At 57.5% G+C, this 18262-nt stretch carries 11 protein-coding genes, 1 pseudogene and 1 riboswitch; of the genes and pseudogenes, 10 read left to right on the top strand and 2 right to left on the bottom strand.

Annotated elements, in window-relative coordinates:
• Nucleotides 1-742: 742 nt before the first annotated feature.
• Both AAD018_RS09480 and AAD018_RS09475 read right to left on the bottom strand, forming a co-directional pair.
• On the bottom strand, nt 743-1945 hold the full coding sequence (locus tag AAD018_RS09480; RefSeq protein WP_367316320.1) for an MFS transporter: 1203 nt from the start codon (nt 1943-1945) through the stop codon (nt 743-745).
• A gap of 865 nt (nt 1946-2810) precedes the next feature.
• The gene (locus tag AAD018_RS09475) at nt 2811-3980 is read right to left on the bottom strand and encodes a PepSY-associated TM helix domain-containing protein (protein ID WP_367316321.1); all 1170 of its coding nucleotides are present in this window, start codon (nt 3978-3980) and stop codon (nt 2811-2813) included.
• 102 nt (nt 3981-4082) lie between these two features.
• Between AAD018_RS09475 and AAD018_RS09470 the strand changes: the two genes are divergently transcribed.
• The 10 genes and pseudogenes from AAD018_RS09470 to AAD018_RS09425 all read left to right on the top strand — a co-directional run bounded on the left by AAD018_RS09470 (nt 4083) and on the right by AAD018_RS09425 (nt 17552).
• A complete protein-coding gene (locus AAD018_RS09470) occupies nt 4083-6371 on the top strand; it encodes a TonB-dependent siderophore receptor (protein ID WP_367316322.1) in 2289 nt (762 codons plus the stop codon).
• Nucleotides 6372-6570: 199 nt separating this feature from the next.
• Nucleotides 6571-6788: riboswitch (cobalamin riboswitch) on the top strand.
• Nucleotides 6789-6853: 65 nt separating this feature from the next.
• Nucleotides 6854-7300 (top strand): DUF1636 family protein, encoded by a 447-nt coding sequence (locus tag AAD018_RS09465; protein ID WP_412005233.1) that lies wholly within the window; start codon nt 6854-6856, stop codon nt 7298-7300.
• A complete protein-coding gene (locus tag AAD018_RS09460; RefSeq protein ID WP_367316324.1) occupies nt 7297-8070 on the top strand; it encodes an ABC transporter ATP-binding protein in 774 nt (257 codons plus the stop codon). The genes AAD018_RS09465 and AAD018_RS09460 overlap by 4 nt, the downstream gene beginning before the upstream one ends.
• Before the next feature lie 17 nt (nt 8071-8087).
• Complete coding sequence (locus AAD018_RS09455) at nt 8088-9017, top strand: ABC transporter substrate-binding protein (RefSeq protein WP_367316325.1); 930 nt, start codon at nt 8088-8090, stop codon at nt 9015-9017.
• A 41-nt stretch (nt 9018-9058) separates the two neighbouring features.
• Nucleotides 9059-10060: a FecCD family ABC transporter permease gene (locus AAD018_RS09450; protein ID WP_367316399.1), complete on the top strand. Its 1002-nt coding sequence runs from the start codon at nt 9059-9061 to the stop codon at nt 10058-10060.
• Between the two features lie 416 nt (nt 10061-10476).
• Complete coding sequence (locus AAD018_RS09445; protein ID WP_367316326.1) at nt 10477-10647, top strand: hypothetical protein; 171 nt, start codon at nt 10477-10479, stop codon at nt 10645-10647.
• A gap of 643 nt (nt 10648-11290) precedes the next feature.
• Nucleotides 11291-12031, top strand: a complete 741-nt coding sequence (locus AAD018_RS09440; RefSeq protein ID WP_367316327.1) for an ABC transporter ATP-binding protein — start codon at nt 11291-11293, stop codon at nt 12029-12031.
• Between the two features lie 3 nt (nt 12032-12034).
• The gene (locus AAD018_RS09435; protein ID WP_367316328.1) at nt 12035-13669 is read left to right on the top strand and encodes a hypothetical protein; all 1635 of its coding nucleotides are present in this window, start codon (nt 12035-12037) and stop codon (nt 13667-13669) included.
• Between the two features lie 449 nt (nt 13670-14118).
• A pseudogene (locus AAD018_RS09430) lies at nt 14119-14744 on the top strand (CPBP family intramembrane glutamic endopeptidase).
• 693 nt (nt 14745-15437) lie between these two features.
• Entirely contained in the window at nt 15438-17552 is a 2115-nt protein-coding gene (locus tag AAD018_RS09425) for a hypothetical protein (RefSeq protein WP_412005232.1), read from the top strand.
• Nucleotides 17553-18262: the final 710 nt, after the last annotated feature.

Raw genomic sequence — 18262 nt, 5'->3', positions numbered from 1 at the left:
GGGTGGATCTAAAACCTATCAGAGAGCCCTGCCCCTCACGACCCAAACCGGACTTTCGTCCCAGATTAAAGCGTCGCGTCGTAGCTTCACCGAACCGGCCCTTCGCGACAGGTACACGATCTGAGCGCCCTTCAATTGACAATCGGAGGGACGAAGCTGCCGTTGATTCTCGAGTTCAAAACCAATAATCAGCAATCATGTTAAATGACTCTAATATTGATTGGGAAAACTGGGAGTCAGCTAATCCAGCTAACATGTCTAAGGTCATCAATCAGTTGAAGATCGAAGTAGGGCCAAAGCACCAGATTTATCACCACCTTGAGAACATAAAATTATTCGCAAGAGATGGTGCATCAGACAACGTTCTAATCACAAATCCAGATGATCCCTCAACGGTCTTTCTGGTGCACCCAACATGGTCGAAAAGTGTTGAAACTGACAATAATTTTCCGCGTACCGTGAAAATCGCGACAGCATCTGTACCCTTAAATTTGCTTCGACACTTCGGCCGTTAAGGGTTCAGCGCGGACGTCGGAGCGATTGCAACGTCAAACATTAAGACTGTTGTTATATCGCCGGGGACGGCCCCGACCTGCCACTGACCGACACCTATCAATGCTACAGTCGCAGCCTGCTTGGCGGTCATTCGCTGCGTCCACGAAACCCAGTCGAACTAGAATGTACCACGTGCGGGCGAAGCAAACCTTGAACGGCGAAGAATAAATGTCGGCGATGATCTGGCTCATCTTTCAAAGCTGAGGCGCCAAACGAGGGCTGTCGCGCCCAGCATCACCGCGCTCCCTACCAGAAATGGCGCACCAACAGAAAAAATGTTGAACAGGACGGCACCAACGAAAGGTGCGGTCAACAAGGCAATCGTGTTTGCTGCCTCACTCAGCGCGGTCACCGATCCCATCCGGTGTTCGGGCACGGTATTTTGAAGAATGACTCGAAATGGAACGACTGACATCGCGGTGGTCAAACCAAGAACGAAGAAGATCAGAATGAAAATCTTCAAGCTAACGACCGCATCCCGCAAATCAAAAAGCCCAAGCAGCAGCGCCATGATTCCGCTGATTCCTGTCCCTGCCGCGATCCAGAGCTGCGGCTTTCTCAGATCGGGCAACAACGAAAAGACAACCGACCCCAAGACGCCACCAGCACCTACGGCCGCAAGCGCATAGCCCAAATGCTGCTTCTCAAACCCAAGTCCTGCCGCCAGCGGTGCGATGAAGAAATCATAGATGAAAATCGCAAAGAACATGGCTGCCATCATAGCCAGCACTGTTATGATAATAGGTTGAGACCTCACGTATCCCAAACCGCCGCGCACGCTCTTCCAAAGGCCATCTTCGGCAAGCTCTTTCACGCGAGTGCGTCGCTCCAATTCGTTCAGCCGTGCGCACATTGCCGCTGCAACAAGTGAAATCGCGGCATTAATCCAGAAGATGATCCCGGGTCCGAACCAGATTAGAAATACACCACCCGCACCCGGTGCCAAGATCTTAGATGCTTGGTTAATGCCGTGGCTCAATCCATTTGCAGATGTGCGGTTTTCATCCGTTGTCAGCACCTGAATGGCGGCTTGCCGCGCGGGGGAAAAGAAACAGTCCACTGCACTTCTCAGCGTGACCAGCAGGATGAGCACTACCCAGTTTTCCGCGAAGAACAAGGCTGCGGTGCCGACGCTACGCCCAACATTGCTCCAGATCAGGATGTTTCGGACAGAGTACCGGTCGACCAGCGCCCCCGCGATGGGCCCTACAAGGAGATACGGGGTGCCAATGCCGACCGCAAGAAAGGCGTAGGCGTAGCTCGGCGCATCCCAGACGAACGCGAATAAGGTACTTATGGCCACGACGTCCAGCCAATCTGCAAAGTCCGCAGGCAGTTGGGCGAGAAGTAGCTTTCGAAGCTCGTTCGATTTGAATGCAATGGGAAACATAGAAAGAACTTTCCGGCGAGCCGCTCAATATACAATGCCGTCATTCGATATTGAAAAGAAACATGAAAGAACGGGCTCGTTGCGGCCGTCGATATCAGCGCAGCATCCCGCCGACCGACCAATCGCGCTGGGTTTGAGATGGCCCAAAGCGGGCTCTCAACGTTGTAATCGGATGCTGCAATTGCAGCCCTCACGGCTGAAAGTGCCGAAAGACTTATATGATACTCAAATACAACCTATGAGAGTGCGTGGGGACGAGAATCAGCGTGATTGACACACTATTTTTGCTTATCGGAATGGGTCAATCACAGAGCCGTCGATCGACGGATCATTTTGCATCGCGTCGTCGTACTTAGCGAGAGTCGCGAGAATTTATTTAGAAGCAGATGTACAGCTAAACTACGAAATTCTAAGACTTTTCCGCCTTGCGGAAGGAAAGGGCGTGCCGCCAGAAAAAACTGTCGACCTACTTGTCGAAATGGTACGATAGAAGGAATAACTGAGCGAACCGGGAGTGATAAATCGAAACCTGCTCCAGAAGAAGGACGCAAACGCATAAGTGGTAGCAGAATTCGAGCGTTGGACGGGCATGTGCACAGTCATATCCAAACAGATTTAACTTATAGTTTGCCACATCGAAGAAATATTGCGGACGATCTAGGCTAAGCAGTACTTCGTATTCTTTCTCAAGGCGTCCTCTGGCCCAAAGCAGACCTCTAGTGCAGCTCATCTCCGCCGCGGTGCGGGCCGGCAAAGCAGACATTCTTTGCAAGCTCAAGATGATGTAATCGTTAAAGGTCGGCAGAGCGGATCAATGCGGGATTTCGCTGCGCTATGCACGAAGGTCTGTTTCAGGCCGATATACTCAAGCGAACCGTTGTACGTAGAAGGCGAACACAATGGCGGACGCCAAGAGCACGGGCATCGTTGCGATTTGTGTTCGGGTAATTCGGAGCGCGCGCAATCTTCGGGCTGTCAACCAGACCCCGGTGAGCGAGAGCGATGTGAGTGCGATGCCGAAGGTGAACCATATGAGCTTCGTCGTCAGCCCACCGAAATCACCGAAATGCAGCGGATCGGCCATCTCGTTGAGCCAAGCTAGCCATCCGATCTCTTCGGCACGCTGGACTTGGATGATCTCGGCGCTTGCAGGATCGAGGAAAACGCGGTTGGCCCGATCGCGCAAGAGGATATCACCCGCCCGGCCTACGATGGTAAGTGCTTCACCATCGCGCGTGGGGAATAGGACTTGGGTTGGTTTCAGCTCCGGGAAGGCTACCTTTACAATCGCGATATGGCGGTCGAGAGATGCTATCTGCGTCGATATCCGCGCCTCCATAGTAGGCCGTGTCGGCTCGAAACCGTCACCGGCGATCTCGGCCGCGAACTCCGCAACGTACCAGAGGCTCGTTACGATCATTAGGATGATGAGCCAGCTTCCCCAGAGTCCGGCTGCCTTGTGCCAATCACCCACCGCGATGCGCACGCCTCTGTCCATGCGAACCCGAAAAGCGGCTGTGCTCCAGCGACGTGTCGTCATCAGCCCGGTATAGAGCGAAATTGCGAGGACGATTGCCATGGAGCAGACCAAAGGCAGCCCGATTACGCCGGGAAAGAATAGGTAGCGGTGCAGGTCGCGCAGGAACCGCTGGATCGTCAGGCCGGAGGAACGTCCCTGAACTTGCGCGGTATGAGGATCGACGAAAAGGTAGTAGGTTCGCCCGTCCTGATCCGCAAATCGCCCGCGCCAAGCGTGACGCGATCCCTCTCCAGCTTGGATGAACTGCAGCCTGTCGCTTCCTGCGACATTGCGAAGACCAGTCTCCAAAGCTCCCCAGGATAAAACATCATCCTGCGGGGTAATCCTCATGGCTGGTTTGGTTAGCCAGTCCAACTCGTCTGAGATCGTCGCAAGTGTCCCCGTCAGTAGAACAACCGACATCAAAACCGCCAAATGATATCCAACCCAACTGTGTAAATCGAACAGTTTACGGCGCTGCGTCTTGGCCGGTTTGGTCGTATCAGCTCCGGCCATCTGACGCTCCTTGTGCTGGTTTCGCAAAGGCTCTAACAATCCCGACAACAATACTCAACAATTCGGGTCAGCCATCGCCAGCCTCCGCATGAGGAACTCCGCATGGCATCTCTTTCCCGATCGCTTCCGATCCTTGTCTCCACAACTATTCTGTCGACATCCGCTGCCATAGCGCAGCAGGCGGAACCTGTGGAATTGGGTACGATCACGCTGCGTGGGAAGGCGTATTACGGCACGTTCTTCGAGCCCATCGAAGGCTACGGGGCGCAAGGTAGTTCGACTTCCTTACGTACTGATGCCGATGCACTGGACACGCCGGCGGCATCGACGACGCTCACCCAGGACATCATCGAGGACGCTGATATCGAACGCTTGGACGAGGCGACCGATTTCATCCCCGGTTTCTCGCGCGGGAACAGCTTTGGTGGTACGCGCGATCGCATCATCAGCCGAGGCTTCGAGACTGATATTCTAATCAACGGCTCCCGTAGAGGAACAATCGGTCTAACCGATACCTATCGGGTCCAGCGCATCGAAGCAGTGCGCGGCCCGAATGCGGCGCTTTACGGCAGCGGAAACGGCGGGGCGCAGGTCAACGTCGTCACCAAGCGCCCCCTTTACGAACCCTTGCGTGAACTGACCTTTGAGTTGAGCGACCAGGACTTCACTGGACGGACGACGCTCGATATCTCCCAGCCGTTGAATGTCGATGGATCGCTCGCCTTTCGGCTCAACGCGGTTGCGGAAGGAGGTGAGAGCTTCCGCGATTTCGTGGACAACGAGTTCTACGCGATCGCGCCGAGCCTTCGCTGGGACGTCACGCCGAACACATCGGTACTCTTGGAGGCGGAAGTAACGCGGCGCAACGCCTTCTTTGACCGGGGCATCCCGGTAATCGACGGTAAAATCGTAACCGATATCTCAACCAACTTTTCGGAACCTGATGCGGGGCCAAACGATAACGATAACGATCAGCTGGCTCTGACCGTTCAGCATTTCTTTAACGACACTTGGTCTGTCACTGGACGGATCGGGTTCGAAAAGCAAACGTTGGATGGGATCGGATACGACAATCGCGCGCTTGCGGGGTTCTCGCTCCCCGGCGGTATCGGCGTCGATCCGACGATCCCGATGGTCGAGGGTGACACGATCCTGCGCAACATCACAGTTCGCGATCAGGAACGCCGCGCGGGCTTTGCGGACATCATCGTCAACGGCGAGCTGCGGACCGGCACGGTGACCCATGAATTGACTTTCGGACTCGACGTCCGCCAGTCCGATCAGGAGAACCGCGACGCCCGTAGCGCGACACTTTTTCTGTCGCCCGCCGACTTCGGAAATACGTGCTTGGTCAGCATATCGAAGCCCGTTTACGGCACCTGCGACGGATTGGTTGCCGACCAAAAAGTGAACCGCGACATTGAGGCGGACTACGTTGCCATCTTCGCGCAGAACCAGATCACGTTCTCGCCGCGTGTGTCCGCATTGGCTTCGCTCGGCTATGTCAGTTCAGAGATCGAGACGACCAACCTAGACACGGGCGACATCGATACGTTCGATGAAGACGACATCAATGCACGGCTAGGCCTGGTCTATAGGCTGCGCCTGGATACGGCACTGTTTGCAAGCTACGCCACCGGCATTGCCGCCGAACCCGAGCAGCTTAAGACCGACCCTCTGACCGGCGACACCGTACCACCGATCGAATTCGAAACGTACGAGCTGGGCGTAAAGAAGGAATGGGGCGACAGGCGCTTCGCGACATCGGCAACGCTCTTCCGGCAGGAGCAGACGAACATCCAATTCTTCGATCCCGAGTCTCTCGACATCGATCGAGCCTTGGCAGGAGGAGAACTGGAACTGTCGCGCAACGATGGCGTGCGGCGTAGCCAAGGTGTAGAATTCGAGGCAACAGGTGCGCTGACCGACAACCTGAGCGTGCAGTTCAGCTATACCTATATCGATGCAGAAATCAGCCGCGGCTACGAAGCGTCCGGAACCAGTCTTGCGGACGTGCCGCGCCATAAGGTCGGCGCACTGATGGCCTATGCTTTCGACGAAGGCAGGTTCGAGGGTCTGACCCTAGGGGGAAGCTACGTCTACGAGGCGAGCCGCCGGTCTCTGAACCTGGATCGAACGACCGTGATCGGAAACCCGGTGACCGGAAGCGTGGATCTGATCAACGAGATCGACGATCTCGGTAACGACGACATTCCGTCCTATCATCGCTTCGATGTCTTCGCTGAATACGATTTTAACGACACCGCGACCGGCTTCGTTCGCGTCGAGAACTTGACCGATGAAACGTACATCTCGAACCAGAACTTCATCTTCGACGCCCAACCCGGCGCGCCGCGAACCATCACGGCGGGCATGAAGGTTACGTTTTAAGCGGGAATGGTGTGGTTTTGCTTTGGTGCAGCCTTGCGTGGCGCTCGGAGCTGTTGCGGTCGGGTATCATTGAGTAACAGGGTCTTAGCCAACCCTTGCGAAACAGATTCGGATCATATCTGGAAGGCGTCACGCGCCCTACTTACTGCAATGTTTTTGTCAACATGCTTCGCTTCCTCTTGACCGCTCCCATAATCGCAGCGACGCTGTCTATGATGGTTTCCGAGACCCGCGAGGGTGGAGGGATGAAAAGGGAACACGGTGAGGCGTAGCCATCAGGCACCTATTCCGTGACTGCCCCCGCAACTGTGAGCGGCGAGCGACCCCGTGGACACCACTGGACCGATATGGTCCGGGAAGGTTCGGATGTTGCCGTGACCCGCGAGTCAGGAGACCTGCCATCGTGAACGCAATTCGACCAGGCGGGGCGTCTGGGCAGGAGGTCATGATGGTCCATACGGGCGACGCCCGCTCCGGTTTGCATGTCCGATGCCAGCTCCCGCGTATTCGCGGAGGGCGAAATGAACGTCACCGAACACCATTCCCGCAAGATCACGATCTGCACATCGTGCCGACACAAGGTCAACAATTGCCGCCCGGACCTTGAACTAATCGACCGTTTGCCCACGGTTCTTGCAATCGCAGGCAGGACAGTCTTGCAAGATTTCGAAATTTCAGGCGCGGTTTGCATAGCGGGCTGCGACCGGCCCTGCACCGCAGTGTATCACGCGACGGCCAAGGCGACACATCTGTTCGGCGACATCGATCCCGGGGTGGATATCGACGATCTCGTTGTTGTCGCGCGGCAGTACCGTGATCCGGCCGATGGCTGGCATTCCTCGACCGCGCGTCCAGGGAAGCTGCGGCGCACGACACTGGTTCGCGTCCCCGCGGCGCTGAACGTCTCTGAGGAGGGACCGGTCAAATGAGGTCTGCCGCCCTCCGGGTTGAGGGTCTGAGCTGGGCGCCGCGGCGCGGTACGACCGTGCTCCACCCGACCACCTTCGACGTGGCGCCGGGACACGTGCTAGGCGTCGTGGGCGCGAACGGAGCGGGCAAGTCCACGCTCCTGCGCATACTCTACCGCTATCTGCGCCCTACCACCGGGCAGGTACTGCTGGATGGCGTGGATATCTGGGCCATGTCAGCCCAAGATGTGGCCCGGTCCATCGCCGTCGTCCTGCAGGAACAGCCAGCAGACTTCGCCCTGACCGTGGGGGAGATTGTGGCCCTCGGGCGAACACCGCATCGCAGCGGGTTGATCTCGGCCGGGGACGGCGACGCGCGGATCGTGCGGGCGGCCTTGGCCCGGCTTGACCTCGCGGCCTTCGCGAACCGGATGTTCGGCACGCTCTCGGGCGGAGAGCGCCAACGGGTCATGGTAGCTCGCGCACTGGCGCAGGAGCCGCGCCTGCTGATCCTGGACGAGCCAACGAACCACCTCGACATTCGGCACCAGTTGGGAGTGCTGAACATGCTTCGCACCCTCGGCCCCACCATCGTTACTTCGCTCCACGACCTCAATCTGGCCGCGACTTACACCGACACGGTGCTGGTCCTTTCGGAAGGGCATCCGCTGGCCTGCGGGCTGCCGAGCGAAGTGCTGACGGAAGATCTCATCGCCCAGACCTTCGGCGTCCGCGTTCAGCGCCAGACCCTCGTCCCCAGCGGCAACGCGCACCTGACCTTCCATCTCTAACCTTCAAGGAACCGACTATGCGATCCTTCCTCTGCCTCGCGCTGCTCACATTGGCTTCTCCAGCTTTCGCCTATCCCGTCACCGTCCAGAGCTGCGATCGTGAGGTGACGTTCGATGCCGCGCCCACGGCGGCAGTCTCCAACGACGTCAATCTGACGGAGATGATGCTGGCGCTGGAGCTAACCGACCGCATGGTCGGGTTCACCGGCATCAACGGTTGGAATAACCTGGACGCCGCCATGCGCGAGGGCGTGGGTGAACTGCCCGAATTGGCGGAGAAATACCCTACGAAGGAGGTTCTGGTGGGCGCGGGCGCGGACTTCTACTTCGCCGGTTGGAACTATGGCATGCGCGTAGGTGGGGACGTTACGCCCGAGATCCTGGCACCGTTCGGTATCCAGGTTTATGAGCTTTCCGAAAGCTGCACGCACATCATGGACAAAGAAGCAGCCAGCATGGCTGACATGTATGCCGACATCCTGAACCTGGGTCGTATCTTCGGAGTGGAGGACCGGGCCGAGGCGCTGGTAGCCAGCTACCGCGACGAGTTGGACGCGATCCTCGCGAACCTCGCCCCATTGGAGGAGGCACCGCGCGTTTTCGTCTATGACAGCGGAGAGGACACGCCCTTCACCGCCGGTCGTTACGCTATGCCCAACGCTCTGATTGAGGCAGCAGGCGGCACGAACGTCATGAACGACTTCGAGAAGAGCTGGTCAACCGTCGGTTGGGAGGCGGTGGTGGAGCGCGATCCCGAAGTGATCGTGAACTACGGCGAGGTGACGGCGGAGCAGAAGCGCGCCTTCATGATGCAGAACCCCGCTTTCGCCGACATGTCGGCGGTGCGCAATGACCGCTTCGTTATCCTCGACTATGTTGAGGCGACGCCCGGGCCACGCAACATCGGCGCGATCAGGGCACTCGCCAAAGCGTTCCGCGCGCCGTGACCGAAAGCCGCATCGCCACCCCCGCCCGCCGAGCCCTGGCGATGCCGTCGCTGACGGTCGCCGGAATAGCGGCGCTGGTGCTGTCAATCTTGGTGGCGGTGAGCCTTGGCGCCGTCGCGGTGCCGCTCGTCACCGTCTGGAGTGTTGTGGCGGATCGGATGTTGCCAGGGATGCTGACCCCCGACTGGACGACCGGCCAGGCCGCCATCGTCTGGGAGATTCGCCTCCCCCGCGCTCTTCTCGCAGCGATGGTAGGAGCTGGCCTGGCCCTGGTCGGGGCCAGTCTGCAATCGGTGACGCGCAATCCATTGGCCGATCCACACCTCCTCGGAATCTCGGCGGGCGCGGCCTTTGGCGCGATCTTGGCCCTGCTGCATACCGGCCTCTTCTTAGGTCCGCTCACGGTCCCGCTACTGGCCTTTGCGGGCGCGCTGGCCGCGACACTCCTCGTGCTCGGCTTGACCAGCTTCGCGCGGGCCACCGGCGCCGACCGCTTGGTCCTCGTCGGCGTCGCTGTGTCGTTCATGCTCATGTCGGCGGCGAATGTGCTGATCTTTCTCGGTGATCCCCGTGCTACACACACGGTCGTCTTCTGGATGCTCGGCGGCCTCGGTCTAGCGCGATGGGATCAGCTTCTCTACCCCGCAGCGATCCTCACTGGCTCCGGGCTCTGGCTCGTGGCGAATGTCGGCCGCCTCAACGCGATGACCATCGGCGACGAGACCGCCTCCACTCTCGGCATCCCCGTCGCCCGCTTCCGTCTGTCGGTTTTCGTCGTCGGCGCGCTGCTGACGGGGTGCATGGTCGCCTTCTCCGGCATCATTGGCTTCGTCGGCCTGATGATCCCGCACATCCTCCGCTTGCTGGTCGGCGGAGACTACGCACGCGTCTTGCCCGGCTCAGCGCTGGTCGGCGCGATCTTCCTCGTTTGGGCCGACATCGTCGCCCGCACAGTTATGTCCCCCGAGGAAGTACCCATCGGCATCGTCACCGGGCTGGTAGGCGGGATGTTCTTCGTCTGGCTGCTGAGGCGGCGGGCTTAACTCGATGTTGCTAGACTGCATTCCTGCGGGCCAGCCGTATGGAACACTCCGACCATGCCAATATGTTTGCCCTAGCCTTCCAAAACACGCTCGGTTGCTTATCTAGAGTCAAACGGAACACTCAACGGCAATACTGAGCGGCGTCGAAGCTGTCGTTCGTCAAGACTGCAGCATCGGCGAAAGTGGGCTTGATGCGGTTATCGCAGTCAGTGCGGTATCCCGGTCGTGAGCCAAGGTCTGTATGGCTAAGACGGCCCTAGCCGAGCTTGACCGAATGTCGCTTTGCAGCAGTGCAGCTTCCCCGAAGCAGATATCGGTATCTGTGCGCAACGATTTGATGCAACGTTGCCTGCCATACCTAGCGCCCCGAGCTAACATAGCGTTTTCGATTTATAATCGGCCAGCCGATATTGCGTGTGCTGGTTCTGGTCACGGGCTTCTGGAACTTCTTTGCCGAGATGGCGCTCATCGCGCTCTTTCTACACGTTCAGGAAAGTCTTAACTCCGGTGCGACGGCCTATGGGCTGATAGTGGCGATCGAAGCTGGCGGGGGTGTGGTTGGCGGTTTGGTTGTGCCTCCGCTTTAAGGGTGTTTTCAAAAGGCGCTCCGGCCACTTGGATGAATCTGGCAGCGGCACTGCTATTCCTTCTCATTGCACCTGCGCCAGGACCGATCATGGTCGCAACAGCGATGTTCTTTTTCCATCTCACCGGCATCGTGCGGAACATAGCATCAGGCCGCTGCTAGGTTGACTGGTCGATCGCCAGATCGCGCCGTACATTCCGGTGGTCGACAAGTCCGGATGCCGCTGCCCAACGGCCCATACCGGATTTTCAGCACATTGGCCCGATGCTACGCCGTAGCGCGTCAACGGAGACATCCACTGCGCGAGCACAATCGCCAACTGAGCATATTAACACATCACAGCACATTCAGCTGAGGACCGGTTGCTCATCTACATGTCTCACAGAAGCAAGCATCCGCCTTCCCGCTACCAGCAGAAACCGTGCAACTGATAGCGCCACACTGACATCTACCCGAAAATCCTGGTTGTTCTTTCATCCCTCGCCCCCCCTACAAGCCAGACGTTGGTGCTGGCCGAAAAATCTGCCAAAGCGGTCCCTCTGCCGATATGCGGTGGTATTTCAACTTGATGCCCGACATTAACAGTATTGGAACCCAAGCCAGTCATTTAATGTGGCAGCGCACCGCCTATCGAGCAAATATCAATGATCAAAGTCACGAACTTCAGCAAGCACTACAACGGTTTCGCGGCCGTTAAAGATCTCAGCTTTACCGTAGCGCCCGGCCAAATCCTTGGACTTGTCGGACCGAATGGAGCGGGGAAGACAACGACGTTGCGTGCTCTCTGCGGTATTGTTCCCCCGACGTCTGGGCACCTCTCGATCGCGGACCATGACATCGTCAAAGCCCCCATCGCAGCCAAACATAATCTTGGGTATATTCCTGACGATCCAAGGCTGTTCGACACTTTGACGGTTTGGGAACACCTCGCCTTCACGGCCGCCGCCTATAAGGTCGCAGACTTTGAGGAAAGTGCCGAAGAGCTTCTTCGATCCTTCACCCTTTCGCATAAGCGCGACACGCTTGTTCATAACTTGTCACGCGGAATGCGTCAGAAAGTGGCGATTGCCTGCGCTTTTCTGCACAATCCTAAAGCTATTCTGTTCGATGAGCCTCTGACCGGGCTCGATCCCGACGGGATCCGCAGCATTCAACAGGCGATACGCGAACGCGCCAGCGAGGGGGCCGCTATTATCATCAGCTCGCACCTTCTGAGCCTGTTCGAGACCTTGTGTACGCATCTTATGGTGCTGAATCTCGGCGAGTGCCGCCGGTTTGGCACCATGAGCGATGTCCTTGCTGAGTTTGGTCAATCCGACAGCAATTCAGCTCTTGAAGCGGCGTATTTCACGATCACACAAGAAAAAGAGAGGGGTGACGTATGAATTATGGACGCAGCGCTTCTTAAGCTTCTCGTGATGCGAATGCGCGGTGGGCTCCGTCTGCGCCTGATGCAAGTGATAAGCTTGCGCGGCGCGCTGTTCTTGCTTGCAATGGTCGGGATCGTTTGGCTGCTGGTCGCGTCAAGAGACACCATTCCGAACGCGGAGCTGCTCGATATTGCTCGTTTCGATCCAGAGGCTATACATGCTCGAATAAGCACATTCATGCCGCTTGGACTACTTGGGATGACGCTGCTTACGGTGGTCCTCACGACGGGGCCTTCGTTTCATTACTCGCCGACCGAGATCAATTTCCTTTTCGTCGGGCCATTCAGCCGTCGCGATCTGATCCTCTATAAGTTCATCGCCTATGCCGCCGGCGCCGGACTGAGCGCCGCCCTCATTATACCCTTCGCGCAAGCGCAAACGGGTTCAGTGCTTACAGCCTTTCTCGCCGCGTTTCTGACGCTCCTTTTTGTTCAGTTGAACAGCGCAGCCGCGGGCATGGCCTGGCAGGCATTCGAGGGCAACAGGCTTGCGCGGCTGAAATGGCCTTCAATGGCAGTGCTATTCGTGTTTGCAGTCGGTGCCATCGTCTATGCTGCGGCTGCCCCTGACCAAACTATATTCGACCTTCTGTCGGAGTTGCGCCACTCCTGGATCGGCACCGTCATCCTGATACCCTATATCGTTTTTACCGAACTCTTTCTGGCAAGAACCCAGTCTTCGCATTTGGCCTTCTGGGGCATCATGGCGGTCCTCATCAATGTCGCGCTACTATGGGCGGTCGTCAGGCTCGACGGTCGCACATCCGAGCGTTCGCTGAAGGACAACGCCCGGCTAAGTGATCGCTGGGAACGTATGAAGCAGGGCGGGTCGTTCTGGGCCACCGAGCGGATCGAGGTTCGCTCGATCCCTAATGCTCCAACGCTCGCAGGAGTGGGGCCCATTGCCTGGCGCCAGGCCATCAAGGCCGTCCGCAACTCATCGAAAGTCATCGCCGTCTTCATTGTCGTCGCAGCCTGCGCGGGACCTCTTGCCGCGGTAGTCGGAATACCGATCACGGACGACCGGGCCTTGGTGATGCTCCTCTTCTTTTTTGCCTTCATCCTTCCGCGCACGTTGATATGCGACTTTCGCGGCGACCTCAGCCGAATGGAAACCTATAAGATGTTGCCGATCGCCCCATGGCGCATCTGCATGGGCCAACTCGTGGTTCAGGTGCTTCTGGCCTATATCGTTGCGCTCACAATGATTGTCAGCGTCCTGCTGTTTGAGGACCGTCTCACTGCTCCCGTTGCTCTGGCTCTGGCACTGTTTGCTCTCCCGTTGACCTTTCTCATTTATGCGGTCGAGAACACGATCTTCTTGCTGTTCCCGGCAAAACTCGTTCCGATGGGCCGAGCGGACTTCGAGTTTCTCGGTCGTGCAGTGGTCGAGTTCATAGTGAAAATGGTTATCATTCTCGTCGCAGTATCGGCGGCGGCTGGCGTCGGAACTTTTACGTTCATGACGCTCAGGACCACGTGGGTCTTGCCTGGTATGGCCGGTTGGCTGACGATGATCTTGATTACAGGCTTAGCCACGATTGCCATGCAATACGCATTCAGACGGTTCGTAGTCGCAGAGGCTTTTGACTAGTCCAAGGAAGGACTGGTTCTTGTCGAAGCGGCAGGGATATTCTTGCCTCTGTAATCCGAAGCTTTGGGATAGAAGAGCTCAGATACGATGCAGCATATTCGCGACGGAAGCGGCGCCTGGAGTTGTAGACAGCCCAAACCGGCCATTGCCGATATAGCCTAGCGGTGCGGCGCAGCTTCACGAGACTGGACTTTCGCTGTAGCCACGAAATCGAGCGTGTGGCGAACTGATAGCGTGCGGACGAAGTGAGCTTTCGCTACGGCTGCGGCAATGTCCGCTTCAGGGCAGATCTCCAATCAGAGACCAGTTGCTGTTGTCGTGCCGGTGCCTCAGCTATACCCAGCGCGGTCCATTATAGAGAGAAGCGCGTCCGATGTCCGAAAAAAACCACTGTCTGGGGACCGGTTGCGACTGTCCTGCTTACGTTTGTTGTCATCACAGCATCCTTTATGTCCCAAACGATCGGCGTGGTTCTGTCTGCTGTCGACGAAGACTCAGACCTCGATTTCGAAAACCCCGAAAGCGCCGCGCTTGCGCTAAATGATGGTGCCATCACAACCACCTCGCTAGTCCTATCAGCGGTTGTCTGTGTTATCCTGACGGTCCTGATCATCAAGCTGAAATCTGGATCGCGGCTCAAAGACTATCTCGCCCTTCACCCTGTCCCGCTCTCGACCCTGCTAAAGTGGATCGGCATCGGAGCCGCAGTTCTTGTGGCCGTTCAGATCATTTTCAGCATCATTCCACAGTTGTTGGAGATTTCCGTCGGTGTGGGCGATGTTGCTACGGAATTCGCGACCGCCGATATCCCGCTGCTTTATGTCCTTACGATTGCTGTTCTCGTTCCAATTTTCGAAGAAGTGCTCTTTCGCGGATTTCTTTTCAAGGGCTCGAGGCGACACGTCTCGGGCCAATTGCCGCGATCGTCGCTGTCGCCCTGCTCTTTGCCGTGATCCATGTGCAATATAGTCTCATCATGTTGGTCAATGTCTTTTGTATCGGCGTGCTTTTTAGTTTTGCGCGCTACAAAAACAGGTTCGCTTTTGACACCCATTGTTTTGCACATCTTGCTTAACAGCTTGTCGCTGTTACCAGCTTTCTTGTAACGCGTCGGTTGTCGGGGTTGTTCAACCGGCTCATGAGACTTTTGGCGGCCCTTGTTTTGGCAAAATGCGCGGGGTGCATATCGGATATTGACGACATGAGCAGGTCGTAAATTGCCAAACATGTAGGGAGCCAAGTAGCCTCGTGTGGCTCGCGGCATTCGGTATTCTGGGCTCGCAGCTGACCTCCGAGGCGGCGCAACACCCGCAGTCACGTGGCAACGAGGGCACATCAACAGCGGCCCAGAGCGGACTTTGGACCTGCGTTCAAAACGCCGCGACGCGGCTCGTCAGACCGAACCGTAGATGATACTATAATTTCATAGAGGCCGCGAACTCACAAATCGCAGACTTTGCTCTCGACCCTTTAAGTGAGCCTGTCTTGCCAACACGGCCTAGAAAGGCTTTCGCTGATCAAGCGACGCTGGTCCCGGAACAATTCTGTTTAGTGTTTCGCGGATTTCTGGTTACGCTCCGACATTCCACCCAATTGTCCGAGCCACACTTTGAGAAACTCCATTATTTCCGAGGACGAGCGCCCGCTTGGACAGCTTTTCTGGTTCCTCATGTTTCTGGGCTGGACCCCGATGCTGGCAGCCTATGGCCATGTGCTGGATCCCGTAACCTCAGCGCGCAACGGCATCCTCGTGACGTTCGCGGACACCGTGACGCTTTATCCGCAAACCGGCTATTACGGACCATTTTTGGGCGTACTGACCGTGGCGGGCCTCGTGACCCTGGTGCTTCTGTTTCGCCTGCGCTGGTACGCACTTTGGCCTATTCCCGCCTTCCTGTTGTGGTCGTGCCTGATCAACGTCTTCAATGCGCCGGGCCTCGGCACGCCCTTGGAAATGGCCGTTCATCTGGTTTATGCCCTCTTAGCCGTGGCCTGCTCCTACCTGTTTCTGCGCCATGGGCATCTGCTTTCGACGGGGTTTCTGGGGTATGTCACGCTCCTTCTCATCAACGGAGCGCTGCATCACATGGCCCTCCTGTCCGGCGGCCTTATGGGGCTGGTGTTCGACGCCTATACACCCAGCCTGATTGCGGTCTTCCAGTTTCTGACGATCGCGGTGCTGCTGCGGATGCTCTGGCTTATGGTGCGCGACAACCGAGCGTTCTTTGGCCAGCTTAACGGGAAGGTTCGTCGTCAGGCTTCTCTGCGCACCCTGCGCCTTTGGTGGCCGATGGCAGTGATTTATGTTGCCCTCAGCCTGTCCTGGTGGGCGCTCTTGAACCTCATTGTGCAGCCGACGTTGATTGCCGAATTTGACCGTGCGCGGACCGAGTTGGAGCGCAGTATGGGCCCGCTGCTGGCCGCCGATCTGGAGATTGACCCGACCTTGATCACCGAAGCGGAGATGAACGATTTGTCGCGGCGGGAAGGTTTCAATTCCCTTTTCACTATGGTCGATCTTGCGCAAAGCCGTCTTGCCGCGAACGATTGGGTAGGCGAACAGCTGCGCGATCACCGTGAAAAGTCGCACGCCTTTTACGCGGACTGGAAGGCAGAAAAATCCACCGGCGAAGAGGCGCTGGAGCGCAGCGTCCGGCGTTGGAGCCAATTGCAGATCGGCGTGTCGGACATCCGCATCCAGTTTGGCGTCATAATGGCTGGATACGAGACGCTGAGGGGCGGCAACTTTGTCGATCAGGCGGACCGGCAAATTCGTGCCGCCTTCCCCCGCAGCACCCTACCCACTCTCAACGTGCCAAGCTGCTGGTTCTGGCAAGTCGGCTGCATTGTCGAGGCAACGATCGCACGGCGGGTCAATCGCCTAATGACCCGACTGCACGAACAACTAATCGGGGCGGTGACTGGCCAGATCGAGACGCTCTACACCCAAGCCGAAGGAAATGCCGAGCGCGCGGTACAATCGATCCGCGAATTCTCTGCGGAGCTTCATCGCGACACGTCGCGTGAAACAAGCGAAGCGATCCAGAATACTTTCCGAATTTGGCGCGGCATCTCACTACTGGCCTTGATCTACGGGCTAATTATTTTGCTAAAGACCCTTCTGATCGTATTCTCGAGGGTAATTTTCTCCGCCAAAGGCGGCATTGGGGCGACAGCGCAGTTTTTGCCCCACGAGCCGCCCGAAACCAGATCGGATATAGTGCGCCACGGACAGCTTTTTACCATTCCCACATCAGTGCCTGAGGCGCATTTCATCTCTCGCTGGGGGGTCACGCTCGAGGGGCCGCCCCCCGCACGCCGTCGCCCCATGGGTTTCAAGTTTCCGGTGGCGCGCATCCTATCCGGCACCTGGGCAATGAACCGCATCGAGGGCAATCGCGCCGAAGAAGAAGATGAGTTCGACGCCGACCTCAAGGTGGACGAGCCTGCGGAACTGGTGGTCTGGCGTCTGGCAAAGGGAGAGCGCGTGATCTTTCGATTCTCAGATTTCGTCGGCATGAGCGATGACGTCCATGTCCGGCGCATATCGAGCCTGAGTATCACCACACTTGTGCTGGGCCGCATAGTTTACCACGCCGCCGAAGGCCCAGGCACCCTGATCCTTCGCACGACCGCAGCCGCCCGCATCAGTTCCGAGGCGGAGGGCACTCGACCTGCGCCGATGCCAAAACTGGTCGCCTGGGGCGCGGAGACCTCCTTCGGTGTCCTCGCGGCACTCACGACGGTGGATACCTTCTTGAGCGGCTACAATTTAAAAGTCGGTAATGGCGCGCGGGTGGTCTGGGACACCTCAACCAAACGAGGCGATGGTCCGGGCACCGGCATCCTGTGGTTCGTGAAGAGTTTCCTATTGCCAATTTAGACTAGCGCTTCGACCCTCGCGGCAGGTGAATAGGAAAGAATATCGCCGACGTGTTTATTTCAAACTTCAAGTTTGACTTCACATTGGGCATCTTCACGAGCGGTCCTTAGAGGACATTCACGGGCTTTCCTGACGCTGCAAGGCAGCTTCCCTTAAACAAACCTTTGTGGCGGTGGAGGGTTAGGGGAGCCGGTGAATGTCGGCACTGTCGACAAAGTATGAGCTCGCTGCGCTATGTATGACGCCCTTTTTTTGTAATTCAAGTGAGACATTTCCTGGCTAGAATGTCGACATGCCTATGCCTCAAGTAGTCAACCTCAACTCCTACGGCCCATATCGACAAGTCTACGAACGCACCGTGTTCCCAGACTTCCAGTCCGAGCATCGCGACCGCGGTGGATCCGGCGCGATGATGACCCACGCAGTCCAGGGACCCTTCGATACTGTCGGGCCAGCCGTCCTGTAGGTGGCGTTCGTGCACGCGAGGGGCGATACTCGCCAGTGTGCAATTGAGATCGGCGGGCGTGCGCGTGTGGCCCGCGAGCTCGACGCCTCCCTGCTCTGCTACCCGCCCAGCGCGATCCAGCGAACCGAAGTGAGCGACCCGCACGCTGTCAGGTTCCTCGCCATCCCCGCGGCACAAGTTGAGGCGCATGGCGCAAGGGTGAACGCGCTAGAGCCGTTCTGGGGCCGATGGCCCAGTTCTCGCA

This window comes from Aestuariibius insulae (assembly GCF_040783535.2).
In the GTDB taxonomy this organism is placed as follows: domain Bacteria; phylum Pseudomonadota; class Alphaproteobacteria; order Rhodobacterales; family Rhodobacteraceae; genus Aestuariibius; species Aestuariibius insulae.
The sequence above is the reverse complement of the archived record's forward strand: the minus strand, read 5'-3'. Positions and strand labels throughout refer to the sequence as shown.